This is a genomic window from Candidatus Fukatsuia symbiotica (assembly GCF_003122425.1).
Classification (GTDB): Bacteria; Pseudomonadota; Gammaproteobacteria; order Enterobacterales; family Enterobacteriaceae; genus Fukatsuia; species Fukatsuia symbiotica.
The window spans coordinates 1,974,652-1,990,476 of the sequence record NZ_CP021659.1 but is presented as its reverse complement, the minus strand read 5'-3'; the positions used below and the strand labels follow the sequence as shown (position 1 = coordinate 1,990,476).

Sequence of the window (15,825 nt, the reverse complement as noted above, 5' to 3'; positions counted from 1 at the left end):
ACTCGCTACTGCTTTGTAAGAACCCGTTCCTAGAAGTCTAATAAGTGAATATTGAGATAATCACCCATCACTTGTCGGTCTATAGATGTGAGATAAGGGATGATACCGAGCAATGGGGCAGTAAGTCGAGTCGTTAAGGTGAAGAGATATTCTTGCTGTCGTTCAGCCGTGGGGTCGATATGATTGGCGATCCAACCCGCTAGAGTTAAGCCGGCAAGTTCAATCGCCTGTGCTGTGAGCAAAGCATGATTGATTGCTCCCAATTTTATACCGATCACTAATATTACGGGCAATGCTTCCTGTTTAACCCAATCGGCAAAGGTAATTTGTGCCGATAACGGTGTAAACCAACCACCCGCGCCTTCAATGACTAGCCAATTAGCTCTGTTTTCCAGTTGCCGTAATCCTTGTGATAATTCAGCTAATTCGATAGCTCGTTTCTCTGACTCGCAGGCAATATGCGGTGATGTGGCTTCGATAAATGCCAATGGATTAACCTGTGAATAGGTTAGTCGCTGATTGCTGTTAGCCTGTAACGCCAGCGCATCACTATTACGTATACCTGCCGCTGTGATCACACTGCCAGAAGCCACGGGTTTATATCCGGCAGTGTAATACCCCTGTTTGTTAGCCGCTTGTAATAGCGCACAACTGGCAACAGTTTTACCAATCCCAGTATCGGTACCCGTGATAAACCAGCGCTTAATCACGATAAATCACCCCGTAAACGAGTTGATAACTGAGTGGATAACGTCCTACTACAGACGGATAAGCTGCCTGAAGTGCAGTTAAATGCTGGCGTCCGGTTAGCCCTTGTTTTCGTCCATGGTGCAAATGCGTAGCACCGATACCCTGTAGTGAACGCATCAGCGTAACCACATCAGGAAAGAAGAGTTGCTGTAAACGATGGTGTAAATGATGAGGGTAATGTGAACAGGCCACATGAATTTGGCTTAGGGTAAGAAAATCATTGACATGATGATAACCGTCGACGCTTTGCCAGGCTTGTCTGAGTTCATCTAATGATCCTGCTGATAATGTAGAGAACAAAATAACACCTCCGGAATGCGTCACGCGATACCATTCTGCCAATACAGCATCCAAACTGTGACACCATTGCACCGCTAAGTTACTGAAGCAAATGTCGACTTTTTTATCTGATAAAGGAATTTTTTCCATATCTGCAAGCAAATAAACATCCGCTGCCTGTTGTCGGCGTGCCTGTTGTAACATGCCTTCAGCGAGATCTAACGCTATCACTTTTTTGCCTGATGCACGCCATTTTTGGCTAAAATAACCCGTTCCACAACCCACATCCAATACGACTGTGCCCGGATGTTGGCAACCGATACGTAGCAACAACTTGCCGGTTTTTTGCTGTAATTGTGCCACAGAATCATAGCTTACCGCTGCCCGGCTGAATGCCGCCGCAATGGCCTGTTTATCAATATTGTCAGTAGCTGATGATTTATCAACGGTCGATTGCATTTAATGCCTCCAGTAAATCATCAATATCACTCGCCTGATGAGCTGCACTCAGGGTAATACGCAATCTAGCCGTGTTTAGCGGGACAGTCGGGGGACGGATCGCCGTGAGCCATAGCCCACGTTTGCGCAAATTATGGACCAGTTCTAATGCGGATTGATTATCACCGACCCACAGTGGCTGAATGGCGCTATCAGACCGACCTAAGCCCAAAGACAAATTCGCCGCACCGTGGCGGAACTGCTTAATACGCTGCTGTAGTCGATCACGTAGATCATCACCTTGCTGGATACGAATCAGAGCTGCCTGCAAAGCACAAGCCTGAGCAGGCGGCATGGCCGTGCTGTAAATCAGATGACGCGCAAACTGCAATAAATATTCGGCAACCTCGTGTTGACACAACACAGCGGCACCACTTAAACCAAAGGCTTTACCGAAGGTTATCACCAACAGTTCAGGTTTTATTTTTTGCTGCCAGCAACTGCCACGTCCTTGTTCTCCACGCGTACCAATGCCATGTGCATCATCGACCAGCAACCAACCTCCCGCCGCGATTGTCTGTGCTTGCAACTGGCTCAGTGGTGCGCTATCACCATCCATACTAAAGATCCCTTCCGTGATCACCAAGGTCTGACCATCACAAGGTTTATCCAATAGTCTTTGCAAAGCATCTGGCTGATTATGATGGAAGCGCCGTAGTTGCGCGGCTGAATTGACTGCCGCTTCCAATAACGAAGCATGACTTAATCGATCGGCCAATATGCGATCGCCAGCGGCAGTGAGGGAGGCTAATAATGCTTGATTAGCCGCATAGCCAGAAATAAACAGTAAAGCTCTTGGATAGGCTAACCAATCGGCTAATTGTTGTTCAAGCTCAGCATGGGGTTGCATGTAACCGGTAATATGACCAGAGCCACCACTGCCGACACCATAACAGCGTGATCCTTTCCTCCAAGCGGCAATGACTGATTTATCATGACTCAATCCCAAATAATCGTTACTGGAAAAATTGATATAGGATTGGTTATCAATCCGCAAGCAACGTCCGGTGCTACCTTGATTTAACTGACGAGTACGATAGGTAACCGCGGCATGACGTTGCTGTAGGCTTTGTTCAATTTTCTGTTGCCAACTCATTAGATACCTTGTTTCTGTGTGGATACAAACCCAATGTGCTAAATAACTGACGATCTTTATCTTCATCAGGATTCGCTGTTGTAAGCAATTGTCGACCATAAAAAATGGAATTCGCTCCCGCCATAAAACACATAGCTTGAGTTTGTTCATTCATTTGTTCACGTCCAGCAGAAAGACGAACATATGAGGTTGGCATCATAATACGTGCTACTGCGATGGTACGGATAAAAGCAAAAGCGGACACATCTGGATTACTTTCTAACGGTGTTCCCTTCACTTTGACGAGCATATTGATAGGTATGCTATCCGGGGGGCGTCTAGATTAGCCAGTTGTACCAGTAAACTGGCGCGATCACGTACTTTTTCACCTAAGCCGACAATACCGCCACAGCAAACTTTGATGCCAGCATTGCGCACTTCATGCAAGGTGTCTAAGCGTTGTTGATAACTGCGAGTGGTGATGATGTCACGGTAAAATTCGGGTGAAGTATCCAGATTATGATTGTAATAATCCAGACCAGCACTGGCTAAACACTGAGCCTGATCAGTATCCAATTCACCCAGTGTCATACAGGTTTCCATCCCCAATTCTTTCACTTCCTGGATCATTTGTTGCAGATATGGCATAGCACGTTTGTGAGGGCTTTTCCAAGCCGCCCCCATACAAAAACGAGTGGCACCCGCAGCTTTGGCGGCACGCGCTGCTACTAGCACTTGTTCAACCTGCATTAACGGTTTATTTTCTAGTCCGGTTTTATAGCGCGCGCTTTGTGGACAATATTTGCAGTCTTCGGGACAAGCCCCCGTTTTTATCGACAGTAAGCTACTCACTTGTATTTGCTGTGGATCAAAATACTGACGATGGACATTCTGAGCAGTAAACAACAATTCCAGTAGAGGTTGAGCAAACAACACCTCAGCTTGTTCGATTGTCCATTGTCTACGATTTCCCATCAGGGTATCTCCAAAATAAAATTTTCGTTAGTTTAAGTGAAGGCGATATACTGTCAACCAATTAAATATATTATTGTTTACATATGAATGTTATTAAACCTGAAGATCGCGCGTTTGATCGGCGCCATATCTGGCATCCCTACACCTCGATGAGTGATCCACTTCCCTGTTATGCGGTCATTGCTGCCGATGGCGTCGAATTACATTTGGATAACGATCAGCATTTAATTGATGGCATGTCTTCATGGTGGGCTGCCATTCATGGCTATAATCATCCAATACTGAATGATGCTGTGTGCCAACAGCTGAAAAAAATGTCCCATGTCATGTTTGGTGGCATTACCCATCTGCCAGCAATCACACTGTGTCGCAAGTTAATAGACATCACCGCTAAATCGTTGCAAACCGTTTTTTTGGCGGATTCAGGATCGGTCGCGGTAGAGGTTGCATTGAAAATGGCGTTGCAATATTGGCAAGCCAAAGGGGAGAAACGTCAACGTATATTGGCACTACGCCATAGCTATCACGGAGATACTTTTGCTGCCATGTCAGTATGTGATCCGCAAAATTCCATGCATCATCTTTATCGGGGTTATCTAAAAGAAAACCTGTTTGCCACAGCACCGGCACTATCTCGCTTTAAAGAAGGCAGGGTACAAGAGAATTGGGATGAGCAAGATATCAGCGACTTTACCACTATGATGGCATGTCACGCTGATGAGATTGCGGCGGTCATTGTTGAACCTATTGTGCAAGGCGCCGGTGGTATGCGTTTCTACCATCCAGATTATTTAAAACGAGTGAGAGAACTTTGCGATCAATACCAGATCCTGTTAATCGCTGATGAAATCGCCACCGGTTTTGGGCGTAGCGGCAAACTATTTGCCTGTGAACACGCTGCTATTGAGCCAGATATTCTTTGCTTAGGCAAAGCACTGACCGGAGGTTATATGACGCTTGCCGCTACTTTGACCACCCGTCAGATTGCTGAAACCATCAGCCTGGGCGAAGCCAGATGTTTCATGCACGGCCCCACTTTTATGGCTAACCCGCTGGCTTGTTCGGTAGCAAATGCCAACCTGGATTTACTGGCACAGAACCATTGGCAACAGCAGGTTAAAGCCATCGAAACTCAGTTATGGCAAGCATTATCACCGTTAAAGGAACAACAGACAGTGGCAGATGTTCGCGTGTTAGGCGCTATCGGTGTGGTAGAAATGAAAGAAAGGGTCAATATCGCAGAGGTACAACGCGAATTTGTCGCACAAGGGGTATGGATCCGACCTTTTGGTAAGCTGATTTATTTGATGCCTCCGTATATTATTCAGCCCCCGCAGCTGCGGCAGCTAACTGATGCCATAGTGACTATACTGAAACGTGTCGAGGGCAAAGCGTATTCCGCTTATCGTGTAGAATAAGTCTAATAAGAACCTATTCCCAATCTTTTTGAGTGACGCTCAGACGAGGAAAAAATGGGCGAAAAAGCGCAGTTTACATATTTACATAGAGTAAATAAAATTAGGTAATCCCCCGGCTTTGCCGGGGGACTCCGTAAGGTTTGACCGTGTGGTGCGGTCACCCGAATCTTCTATCTCGACCAAGAGATAGGAAATTCAAATGAAAGATTACCAGAGTCTTAGCCATACGAAATGGGATTGTAAGTATCACATTGTTTTTATCCCGAAAGGCCGTAAAAAAACAATATTTGGTGAAATTAGAAAGCATCTCGGTGAGATGTTTCACGAGTTAGCAAGTCAGAAGGAATGCAAAATTATTGAAGGACATTTGATGATTGATCATATCCATATTTGCATAAGTATTCCGCCGAAATATTCAGTGTCATATGTAATGGGTTATCTAAAAGGAAAAAGTGCAATCTCAATCGTACGACGGTTTATGGGTAAAGTCCGGAATTATAGTGGTGAGAATTTTTGGGCTAGAGGTTACTTTGTATCTACAGTGGGTTTGAACGAAGAGCTGATACGAGCTTACATTCGATACCAAGAAAAACAAGACAATCATTATGAACAATTGAAGCTTAGGATGTAATGACCGCCTTCAGGCGGTTCAAGGTTTGTTGGCCTCTTCTAGGGCTAATAATTAAAGCCCCCGGCTTTGCCGGGGGATATTTACTGAGTATTTGAGCCCGTTTTTAACGAAGTATCAGCGAGCACAAGAGATTTAGAACAGGTTCTAAGAAAAAAGCACCGGAATATGTCAGCAGGTGTACATTAATTGTGCTAAAATGCGATGCCGGGATTTGAGGATAAAATATGAAAAAAGTTTTTATGAAGCAAATTGTTGTAAAAAAGGTTTCAATTATCGCTAAATGTTTAGTCAATACTAAAATTTTTACTGAGATGTCTACAGCTGAATCATCAATAAAAAAAGTTTTTAATGACAGTTATTCGGAACATTCATTTGATGAATGGAACACCGAAGTGTCAGAACTGAGTGCTAATCGTATTATTGCACGGGTTGCGACTGCGTCTAAAGTTCGTGTCCGTAGTTTGATTCAGGAGCTATGGCATCATTAATTTCGGTTGTCAAGGGGAGAAAGCCCCTTGACCGGTTGTATTACGCCGCTTCTTCCGATTCTTCCAGTTCTTCAGCCTGTTCTGCCCCTGTTTTAATCGTTTCGGCTTTCTCTGTCACCGTTTTAATCGTTTTTATTCCATGGTCACCAAAAAATTGATAGAGGGTTGCGGTCGCCGCTTTAGTTAACACCATGATTTCAATACGGCGGTTCGCCGCTCCCAGAGGATTTTCTTCATCAAGTAGCATTTGATCAGCCATAGCATTGATTTGTAAAAGATGCGTACCGTCTAACCCACCTTTCTCTAAGGCTCGACGGGCGGCCATCGCTCTTTCCCCTGATAAATTCCAATTGTTGTACAACTCTTGGTCACGATAACGTGAAACATCAGTATGACCCGTAATGATAATTTTGTTATTGAGGTTATTTAAAACCGGCGCTAATTCACCCAATAAGCGAGTAAAAAACGGTGTAAGCAAAGCACTACTACGCGAGAACATCTCCCGGTTTTTATCGTCCTGTACTAAAATACGCAGTCCTTGCGGAATAATTTCTATGTTCAAATTGGATTGCGCATTGTTTGCATTACTGATTTTCATAATCATACGTGATAAATCTTTCATTTCTATTGCAGACTTATCGACGAGTTCTTGCAGTGATTGATCGGTTTGCTTAAATTGCTCACGCCAATTACTCTCTTTTTTGTTGTCTCGCGACTTGCTATTAACGATATCAAAATGCTGATCAGCGCCATTTTTATGCTGTAATGGAATCGATAAAAATGATTGTTCAGAAAAAATGCTATTTCCGTGAATGTGAGACATAATTTCATGTCGCTCTTCTTCAGAAACAGCACCCACTATCCACAACACCATAAACAGCGCCATCATTGCGAGAGTAAAGTCAGCAAAAGCCACTTTCCACGCCCCAGTATGGGCACCGCTGTGGTGTTTTTTGGCCGAACGTTTAATGATGGTAGTATCTGTACCTCGACCTTGTCCTCTCATTACATGCCTTCCATCTTATTGATCCAAGAATCAAGCGTGGCGAAGGTGGGCTTGTTATCCAGTGGTAACATTTTACGCCCCGAATCCACAGCTAATAAAGAAGGTTTACCTGCTACATGATTGACCAATACCATGCGGACACATTCAAAAAAGGAAATTTTCTTTTTCATTTCCTGTTCCATAGCATTAGCCAACGGATCCATCAGACAATAACAAATAAAGACTCCAAGAAAAGTACCGATCAAAGCCGCCGCCACTTTAACACCAATTAATGCAATAGAACCGTCTATCGATTGCATGGTAATAATAATACCGAGTACTGCCGCACAAATACCAAAACCCGGCATGGCTTCTGCCGTCCTTTGCATAGAACGGGATGGAATCAGCAACTCTTCTTCAACTGCGGCTAATTCCTGTTCCAGAATACCTTCTAATTCATGAGCATTTATTTTTCCCATCGCAATTAAACGAAAATTATCTGAGATAAATGTCACCAGACTTTTATGACGCAAAATAAGGGGATATTTTTGAAACAGTTTACTGTTTTCAGGAATTTCAATATGTTCATCTAATCGTTTCAGCCCTCCTTCATCGACCATCTCTAATAATTCATAGAGCAGCATCAATAACTGTTGCTGAAATTCCAATGTATATTCATTTTTACTGGTAACACTCTTTATCTGCTGCCACATTTCCACCAATACATTTTTGGGATTGGCAAGGATGGTGGCACCTATGCCTGCGCCAAAAATAATAATAATTTCACCTGGCTGCCAAAAAGACGATAGAATGCCTCCCGACATTAAATAACCGCCAATAACGCAGAACATAATAATAATCAAACCCAATAATTTCTGCATATATTCCTCAATGACTAAAAAATTTTTTGATTTTTTCTGTTATTTTTTTATTTAATTGACAGACACGTGCCTCAGTAAGCTCTAATACCAATGCAATTTCTTTCAAACTGAGTTCTTGCTGGTAATAAAGACTGAGAATAAGTTGCTCTCGTTTATCCAAGGTAGCAATTGCCTGTTGAAGGCTATCCTGAATAATGATTTGATCTTCCAGTTCACGACTTTGCAATGCGTCGGTATGCATTTCTACTGAAAGGAGATCATCTAAACTTTCCATTGCCTTGGCGCTTTCCAATAACAGATACTCTTGATACTCTTGTGGTGTGATTAATAATTCTATGGCAATCTCTTCGTAATTAGGTTCATGTCCTAATCGTTTCCCTAGCTCCCTTATCGCTTCATTGGTTTTGTGTGTTTTTTGCCTTAAGCGTCGTGCTCGCCAATCATGTTCACGCAATTGATCCAATACAGCACCACGAATACGATGTACCGCATAAGCAGCAAATTGCCCATCGGGATGGCCATAACGGCGTAGTGCTTCAAGTAGCCCCATCAGGGCAATTTGCTGCATATCTTCTCTTTCTATAACGCTGTCAGCCTGAAATGACAGTTGCCTGACGACTCGCTTTACCAAGGGTAAATAAATATCGAGATATTTACCTTCATCTACAGTAGTCAACGCTATATTTTCTTTAAGACACATTATCGTCATAGAATTATTGAAAGACCATTTTACTAATTACAACATCATCGAATGGCATAGGAACTTTTAATTGATTAAAGTTCTTTTGATATTCGCTCATTAAACTCTGGCGTAAATCAGCAATCGTAAGATCACGGACTTCCCGGTAATTCATACCTGAAAGTAAATTAACGGTGGCACCACGAATAGCAGGTGTTAACGCATTGACTTTCTTAACGTCATCGTCATCACCCGTAGCTATTCCTAATTCCAATAACATATAACGTTCATCCTGATCGATATTTTTCAGGGTGATAACCATATTTTTAATCTCAACAAATTGCACAGCTTTATTTCCGCGCACAAAATTTTTGGCGCACCATGTCGGTGGTTTGATAGGATCTTTTTTTATTTCATTCTGATAATTAAATGCTACCCAGCCGCCGATCAAAGTGGCAGCAATGGCGATCACTATCAATATTTTTGAGAATTTTTTTAAGATAGTCATAAATAATCCATTAAACCGTTTGCTATTAAACCGTTTGCTATTAAACGGTTGCTAAAAGAGTGCCATCATCTGCACTCGTCTCTTCTTCGCTATTAATAATTTCAGCGGCAATGATTTTGGAGCCTGGTGTTGTTTCCTGTTTTTTCTGTTGCTGTTTATCGCCAGAAAAGATTTGTACATCTACCTGTGATGTATGTAGCGCAATAAGATTTTGCCGCAGTTCATTACTGCTTTGTTGAAGTGCACGATAAATATCCCCCTGGCTGGCGTTGATATGGATTTGTAATTTGCCGGCATCAAAACTCACAGAAATATCTATTTTTCCCATTTCCGGAGGATCAAGACGAATGGTAGCCTGCTGAACATGTTTATCTATTTGTAGCTGTAGTCTTTCCCCAGCAGGGTGCGTAACTGTTCTGACCATTGGTTTTGATCCTTTGCCAAAGTGAGATGCGTGTTTGCCATCTTAAGGTTTTGCTCAGTATTGACGATAGACGGATTATTTGAACCAGGTTGTAGCGTGATCACTGAGCTTTCTGATGTTGTTATCATTGGCTTTGCCGCTAAAACATTCATCATCAAATCAGAGGTTAGATTCCGGGTAGATTGCTCTTCATCCTGTGATTTTACGGGTACCAGCAGCTGAGTTTCATTGGATGTCGATGAATTAACCTGTTCCATAGCAGACGACAGAGTAACGATGACATTGGCTGGCTTCGATGATGGCACAATGTTTAATAAAGCATGTAGCCATTGCTGATTCTGTTCATTCAATATCTCAGTGTCGCTAACCTCTTCAGCATTGTTGTGCAAAGCCACCAGTTCTTCCTCTGTGTTCTGGGGTTCAGCAGTCGACGATACAGACGAATTGGATTGCATCATCTGAGATAGCGTATTGTTAAATGTGGGCAAATCTGCACCATCGCTCTCTGGTGAACCAGAGATGGGGCTAGCAGCCACATTTTTGCTTTTTTCCCCGGCAGCTAATGACACAGGTGCTAGTGGTGTCGAATTGATCTGGGTGCTCACTTTTCTATACCCCGTGTTCAGCAATGTCCTCATGAGCTATCACTGCCATATTGGCGTAAGCACTTAAACCGTTTTGGTTATTGCGGTAGAGGGAAATCTTCTTTTCCAGCAACTGGCTTTGTTGTTGGCAATAATCGAAAGCTTGTTGATGGCTGCTTCGCAAACATTTTAATGTTTGAATTTTTTTCACTGATAAAGACTCAGATTGTGATGAAATCAATAACTCTGTAATACGTGTATTGATCTTCTGTAAACGCTGCCAATCATGATCCTTAGCGGCTTTTTTTAACTCGTTGCCTAAGCGTTCTATCCACTGCAGCTCATCCATTCTTTTTGCTTTTGCTCCCCAATCTTATCCATCCTTCATGAAGGGAAATTAATATTTTTTCAGCTTCTTCAACCAGTTCGGTGGATAATTGATGACTGGCACCATACAAACGGAACACACAGTAGTCATATAAACGCGCTAAATTGGCAGCAACTTCACCGCCTTTTTCGTAATTGAGTACGGCGGTCAGTCCATTGAGAATATCAATGCATTTATTGATACTCTTTGCCTTTTTTTCATAGCGTTTTGCCACAATATGGCTTTTAGCTCGTACTAATTCATCCATGAGTCCTGCAAATAACATCAGTACCAGTTGATGCGGCGTCGCCGCCGCTGCTTGAATAGCAATATCATCCTGCTGATACAAACTGTGGTCTTGGTTTGGGTACATAAAATATTCCGGTTTTTCGGGTTGAAATTTATCTGTTCATGAGCATCGACATCATACTCATTGAATTTTCCTGTATTTTAGCCATGGCTGTTTTCACATCGCTAAATTTCTTAAGATTGTCCTTGTACACTTTGTCAAGACGTTCTTTCAGTTGTTCTTCGATACGCTTTACACTCTTTAGTTGAATATCCAGAGAATTTTGACGTTGTTGCAAAATGCTAGGTTCAGATTCTGCATTACCCTTGTTTTTTGTAGCACTCAGGAAAGGAAATAACGCCTTTTCCATGCCTTTGATAAGCCCCTCTGGACCGTTAAATACATGGGCCAAAACGCCAAAATCAGTGGTTAACGACTCTTTTAGTCTTTTACTGTCAATTGACAAGGTTCCGTCCCTTTGCGTTGTTATTCCTAATGCAGATAAAGGTTTTCTACCAGGTGAGCTGTAGATCTGACGATATAACTGGCTGTCTAATTGAGCGAGAGCTGAATCACCGGCAAAAGCACCACGTTCAATCTTTTCTGAGTCTGAGCCGCTGCGCATCAGAGACTTGAGTGAACTCTTTAGTGTGTTATACGCCTCAACAAATTTTTGTGTCTGTTCTTCAGTGCCTGATTCATCAGGAGCAACAGAAAAATGTAAATCTGTGCCTACTGTGGTCTCTTTTTTCAGCTCAATTGAAACACCGGGCACAGTGGTTAACTTATTGCTATCACTTTCAATATCTATCCCGTCGAGCGTCACCTTTGCATTTTGTGCTGGACTTAATTCTGTGCTTCCAATGAATAGGGGACTAGAGCTTGGATCAATCTCAATTTCATTGTCCTTACCACTTTTATGGCTACTTAAAACCAATTGTTGTTGACCGTTGATACGGTAAATCGAAGCAGCGATTTCATTGTTATTGGCATAGAGATTGATCGCATCGGCTAACTCTTCCAACGTCCGCAATTTATCCACCTCAATGGTAAAATCTTTACCCGCTACTTTTAACTTTAGTGAACCTGTGGCACTGGCTACCTGTGCATCATTCAGACTCTGATATCTTATTTTATGATTGCTGGCTAGCTGAGCAATCTTCAAGTTATAAGAGCTTTTAACTGCTTTACCATTAGAAGTAATATTGGCAACCTTGTCGTCACTGGTGGTGACACTGTTTTTTACCATACCACCATCAATACCATTTAATGCCCTGATAGAATTACGAAAACCAGTGAGTGTTTTTTTAAGTTCCTTTAAGCCCTTTTCTTCTGCCTCTGCTTTCAGCTTCTGATTGCTCCAACGCTTTTCTTCAACTTCAATGCTGGCTTGTGCTATTTTTTCTGCCCATTTTTCTGGTTCAATATTCATATTCATCGAATAGCTTCCCCTGGTAGTACTTGTGCCTTATCCGTTACCACACAATCTATATGACAAAAGAAAGCAACAATTGTGCCAATATTAATTAACTGATTTATAGACAAATATATTCAATCGCGGAAGTCATACTTCCTCTTTCCTATTGTTAGGAGGAAAGAGCTGATATAGCAGGTGCCGTATAACTTGATTATGAAAGTTAACAATAATATATTGATTTTAATAAATATTTGTTAACAAAATCGCTCAGGTTACATGGCGCCTGCTATAGCATGGAAACACCGCCAAAAAACGGTGCTTCCATCATAATTCGAGTAAAGACTAACGATTTATCAGCGTAACAGACCCAAAATCATCTGAGAGGATTGGTTCGATTTCTGTAGCATTGCCATACTGGTTTGTTCCAGCATTTGACTACGAGCCAGATCCGTCAAGGTAACGGCAAAATCAGTATCCATGAGATTACCTCTGGCCTTTTCAGTATTGCTTACCATGTTTTCTAGATTGCGTGAGGTATGGTCTAGACGGTTAATAGTGGCGCCCAATTTAGAACGTATGGCAGACAGTCCTGAGAGTCCCGCTATAGTCCCGACGCTGCAAACATAGGCCCTTCAGTGGCAATTTTACCGCCACTCGCCGCCAGATCGATTTTTCCAAAACCCTCAGCAGGTTTTAAACCGATAATATCAGTTAACTTCTTAAGTTGATCCTTCAAGCTAACGGCCAATTTTGCTCCTGAGGCACTACCGATCTGGAAGTTAGCACCACTAGTTGTACTCAATACACCTGAACCGTGTAGTAATCTCTCGCCACTGTAGCTCGTGGTTTGAATGGTATTGATTAATTCAAGGTGCAACTCTTTAAATTCATCATTCATTGCTTTTTTATCAGCAGGTGAATTAGTATCGTTGGCGGCTTGCATACTCAGATCTTTCATCCGAATCATGATATCTTTCATTTCCTGGAAAGCGCCTTCTGCCGTTTGCAGCATGAATTTTGCGTCGGAAATGTTACGTATACCTACTCTCATACCACTCAATTCACCGTCCAAACGACCAGCAATTTGCAGTCCTGCAGCATCATCAGCCGCACCATTAATGCGATAACCCGTTGCTGCTTGTGTCGAAAATTTAGTCGATGAAGTGCCAGCCCTGCTCATTGAAAGCTTTGCTGCGATGGACGCCGGATTAGTGTGAACCGATGATTGTGCCATTGTAAACCTCTCCTTATTTAGGGAGCTACCTATTAGCCCCCGCTGATACCCGATATAAGCGACATCCGGCAAAGTGAAATTAAATTAATTTGATAAGATAAATTATGTTTAAAATAATAATTTTATCGCTATAAAAAAATAAAAGAGACGACATTTTTTTATTAAAAATTAACTATGATCTATATTTTAATAAACTCTGTTTAGTAAAAATTAATAATGTAAACTAAAAAATTTAATATGATCTATGTTTAAAATAGAATATGACTGTTGAGCATAAAAAAATCGGTTATTGATGATGGGTTGGTTGGGTTCGCTGGCATCGTTGATAATGTTAAATACTTAACAAATATTTAACATTATTTATGGGGATAATAAACAAGCAAAATTATCTTCATGGATAAAATAACCCGCTAAAAGATAAGTTAATTCATTTTCTGCCAGCAAACGCTATTATAACTGTATTTAAAGTAAGGTTATTAAGTCAATAGACCTCTTGTATAACCTACTGTGTGGTGTAAATTCGGCGTTACTCAGTGCTAGCCATCCTCATATACTCGTATGTACCCTGCATTTTTAATAAAATTCAATCGGATAGAAAAATTCTACTGGGATGTTGTGATTCATTCTTAAAAAGAAACCAGACTATTAGTCATGAAACTATTGATTATTTTCTCTTTGTAGCGTAAAAATATTCGCTTGCTAACAATTGGTTACTAACAACAATTTAAATTTTATTTAAAACATTAGGTTCCAGCAGCCTCTATCATAAAAATTTAAAAAAATACAGCTACAGAGCTAAACGATAGGATCCAAAAGCCTATTAAAAAATCGTCGTGAGCGAGGTTCAGATGAGGAAAAAATGGGCGAAAAAGCGCAGTCTAATGAACATGTTGAGCGCATTTTTGTTACATGACACTTTTTGCTTATATTTTTGAAAAATTGCAATGAATAAACGTTTATATTCTGTTAATAATTAGCTAATCGATTTCTGTTCGGGATTTATGACTCATCAAGGTTCCGGTGAGAAAAAACGTCTTGGTGAGTACCAGCTTAAATTGTTAGATATGTTGCTACAACATGCCGGAGAGATCCTTTCTCGCGATCAATTGACGCATTTGGTGTGGGAAAAACGGGTAATTGACAATAATAGTTTACCGAATGCCATTCATACGCTAAGGGTTGCATTGGGTGATGATAAGAAACAACAACGTGTTATCCAAACAATCCCCAAAAAAGGCTATCTATTAGATGCTTCTTATTGCGTCACCGTGGAAGAAAATACGGCAACAGCGATTGATGAAAATAATGATGATAAAAACAATTTTGATCACAATAGCAATGATGTCGATAAAAAATACAATGTGCAAAACCAAGATAATGTGCCCGATCAAAATAACGACAGTCAATGGCAAGAAAATATTTCGTTGCCACCGTTAGCAAAAAAAATGTTCTTATCGACCAAGATAAAAATAATTTTTACGCTTTTATTGACAGTTGCGGTGAGTAGCTGGATCACATTTGTTATCGAGCACAATAACCGTCTGGCGCCAAATTTTTTCGCCGAAGAACAGGAACCGAACGTTTACCGCAATATCCGTTTGTTTCAACTAAGGGATGACGACCCCAACACTGAAGATGATGATAATCTTTATCATAGATTGAAAGATACCCTATATTTACTTGACAAAGAGATTGGGGCAAAAAAAATGCGTATGAGTATTTACTATCATTTGTCACTACGATGGCTGGATTATACTTTTCTCATCGAAAATGGTTGTGAAAAAAAACAACTCAATATGACTATCTACCATTGGCGTCTTGATAATAAAAATCTTAATAATCTGATTTACCGTGAAACAGAGAGAAAAGTTAATGAAATGGATCCCTGCCACAGTTAGTTTCATCGGATTAATTTTGGCACAAGCGATAATGCCTCTCCCTGTTTTTAGTACTAACGAGTTGCCAACTATAAAAAGAAGAGAGAATGTGCAGATCGGTTTTTACGATCTGCTCTCGCAGAAAAAAGAAATTTATGATGCCAAAATAACTGTCAACAAGGGTGTGGTGATTTCTACCATGACAAGTCCTAATGATAATCGCTTTATTTTGAAAGGAAAGTTAGTGCAAAAACCATTACCAGGGCGGCAACTTCAATATAAGTACACACCTATTTTTCACCATAATCCGACATCCGGTCATATGGTAGATGGGTTAATAGACTATTTAGTACATAACAGAATAATTATCACTCCAATATGGGTAAATGGGCAATACTTGGTCTTTGGACAAGGGGGCATTTTTCTTGAAGGCAGCTGAGGTTAAGTCAGTTTTACAAAAAGTCTA

Annotated in this window: 18 protein-coding genes and 1 pseudogene; 5 read left to right on the top strand and 14 right to left on the bottom strand. The window is 41.3% G+C overall.

Going from position 1 to position 15,825, the window contains the following annotated elements; all coding sequences use genetic code 11:
• Nucleotides 1-29 precede the first annotated feature (29 nt).
• The 3 genes and pseudogenes from bioD to bioF form a co-directional block, all read right to left on the bottom strand.
• Complete coding sequence (bioD, locus tag CCS41_RS09545; protein ID WP_072550694.1) at nucleotides 30-710, bottom strand: dethiobiotin synthase; 681 nt, start codon at nucleotides 708-710, stop codon at nucleotides 30-32.
• On the bottom strand, nucleotides 703-1,488 hold the full coding sequence (gene bioC / locus CCS41_RS09540) for a malonyl-ACP O-methyltransferase BioC (RefSeq protein WP_072550695.1): 786 nt from the start codon (nucleotides 1,486-1,488) through the stop codon (nucleotides 703-705). Before bioC ends, bioD begins: the two co-directional genes overlap by 8 nt.
• A pseudogene (gene bioF, locus CCS41_RS17720) lies at nucleotides 1,472-3,577 on the bottom strand (8-amino-7-oxononanoate synthase). The gene bioC and the pseudogene bioF overlap by 17 nt, the downstream one beginning before the upstream one ends.
• 92 nt (nucleotides 3,578-3,669) lie before the next feature.
• Here bioF and bioA point away from each other — a divergent pair.
• The 3 genes from bioA to CCS41_RS09515 all read left to right on the top strand — a co-directional run bounded on the left by bioA (nucleotide 3,670) and on the right by CCS41_RS09515 (nucleotide 6,114).
• On the top strand, nucleotides 3,670-4,995 hold the full coding sequence (gene bioA / locus CCS41_RS09525) for an adenosylmethionine--8-amino-7-oxononanoate transaminase (RefSeq protein ID WP_072550700.1): 1,326 nt from the start codon (nucleotides 3,670-3,672) through the stop codon (nucleotides 4,993-4,995).
• A 199-nt stretch (nucleotides 4,996-5,194) separates the two neighbouring features.
• A complete protein-coding gene (tnpA, locus tag CCS41_RS09520) occupies nucleotides 5,195-5,626 on the top strand; it encodes an IS200/IS605 family transposase (protein WP_119797021.1) in 432 nt (143 codons plus the stop codon).
• 224 nt (nucleotides 5,627-5,850) lie between these two features.
• Complete coding sequence (locus tag CCS41_RS09515) at nucleotides 5,851-6,114, top strand: DNA-binding protein (protein ID WP_072551040.1); 264 nt, start codon at nucleotides 5,851-5,853, stop codon at nucleotides 6,112-6,114.
• Nucleotides 6,115-6,154: 40 nt separating this feature from the next.
• Here CCS41_RS09515 and lafU read toward each other — a convergent pair whose 3' ends face one another.
• From lafU to CCS41_RS09460, 11 genes are all read right to left on the bottom strand, one after another.
• Complete coding sequence (gene lafU, locus CCS41_RS09510; protein WP_072551041.1) at nucleotides 6,155-7,120, bottom strand: putative lateral flagellar export/assembly protein LafU; 966 nt, start codon at nucleotides 7,118-7,120, stop codon at nucleotides 6,155-6,157.
• Nucleotides 7,120-7,980: a flagellar motor stator protein MotA gene (gene motA, locus CCS41_RS09505; protein WP_072551042.1), complete on the bottom strand. Its 861-nt coding sequence runs from the start codon at nucleotides 7,978-7,980 to the stop codon at nucleotides 7,120-7,122. Before motA ends, lafU begins: the two co-directional genes overlap by 1 nt.
• A 7-nt stretch (nucleotides 7,981-7,987) precedes the next feature.
• Nucleotides 7,988-8,680, bottom strand: coding sequence for a FliA/WhiG family RNA polymerase sigma factor (locus CCS41_RS09500; protein WP_072551043.1), 693 nt, complete (start codon nucleotides 8,678-8,680; stop codon nucleotides 7,988-7,990).
• Nucleotides 8,681-8,693: 13 nt separating this feature from the next.
• Nucleotides 8,694-9,167, bottom strand: coding sequence for a flagellar basal body-associated FliL family protein (locus tag CCS41_RS09495; RefSeq protein WP_072551044.1), 474 nt, complete (start codon nucleotides 9,165-9,167; stop codon nucleotides 8,694-8,696).
• A gap of 40 nt (nucleotides 9,168-9,207) precedes the next feature.
• Nucleotides 9,208-9,591: a flagellar hook-length control protein FliK gene (locus CCS41_RS09490; protein ID WP_119797522.1), complete on the bottom strand. Its 384-nt coding sequence runs from the start codon at nucleotides 9,589-9,591 to the stop codon at nucleotides 9,208-9,210.
• Complete coding sequence (locus tag CCS41_RS09485) at nucleotides 9,540-10,196, bottom strand: hypothetical protein (RefSeq protein ID WP_119797521.1); 657 nt, start codon at nucleotides 10,194-10,196, stop codon at nucleotides 9,540-9,542. The genes CCS41_RS09490 and CCS41_RS09485 overlap by 52 nt, the downstream gene beginning before the upstream one ends.
• A gap of 4 nt (nucleotides 10,197-10,200) precedes the next feature.
• Nucleotides 10,201-10,524: a flagellar protein lafD gene (locus tag CCS41_RS09480; protein ID WP_119797520.1), complete on the bottom strand. Its 324-nt coding sequence runs from the start codon at nucleotides 10,522-10,524 to the stop codon at nucleotides 10,201-10,203.
• On the bottom strand, nucleotides 10,517-10,915 hold the full coding sequence (fliS, locus tag CCS41_RS09475; RefSeq protein ID WP_072551047.1) for a flagellar export chaperone FliS: 399 nt from the start codon (nucleotides 10,913-10,915) through the stop codon (nucleotides 10,517-10,519). The genes CCS41_RS09480 and fliS overlap by 8 nt, the downstream gene beginning before the upstream one ends.
• Before the next feature lie 28 nt (nucleotides 10,916-10,943).
• Entirely contained in the window at nucleotides 10,944-12,269 is a 1,326-nt protein-coding gene (gene fliD, locus CCS41_RS09470; RefSeq protein ID WP_072551048.1) for a flagellar filament capping protein FliD, read from the bottom strand.
• A gap of 332 nt (nucleotides 12,270-12,601) precedes the next feature.
• Nucleotides 12,602-12,826, bottom strand: coding sequence for a flagellin (locus tag CCS41_RS09465; RefSeq protein WP_477021202.1), 225 nt, complete (start codon nucleotides 12,824-12,826; stop codon nucleotides 12,602-12,604).
• Nucleotides 12,827-12,849: 23 nt separating this feature from the next.
• Nucleotides 12,850-13,482, bottom strand: a complete 633-nt coding sequence (locus CCS41_RS09460; protein WP_083429668.1) for a flagellin N-terminal helical domain-containing protein — start codon at nucleotides 13,480-13,482, stop codon at nucleotides 12,850-12,852.
• Between the two features lie 1,001 nt (nucleotides 13,483-14,483).
• On the opposite strand from CCS41_RS09460, the gene CCS41_RS09455 reads away from it, so the two are divergent.
• Nucleotides 14,484-15,380, top strand: a complete 897-nt coding sequence (locus CCS41_RS09455) for a winged helix-turn-helix domain-containing protein (RefSeq protein WP_162860050.1) — start codon at nucleotides 14,484-14,486, stop codon at nucleotides 15,378-15,380.
• Nucleotides 15,355-15,798 carry a hypothetical protein gene (locus CCS41_RS09450; protein WP_072551050.1) on the top strand — a complete coding sequence of 148 codons (444 nt, stop codon included), beginning with the start codon at nucleotides 15,355-15,357 and terminating at the stop codon, nucleotides 15,796-15,798. The genes CCS41_RS09455 and CCS41_RS09450 overlap by 26 nt, the downstream gene beginning before the upstream one ends.
• Nucleotides 15,799-15,825: the final 27 nt, after the last annotated feature.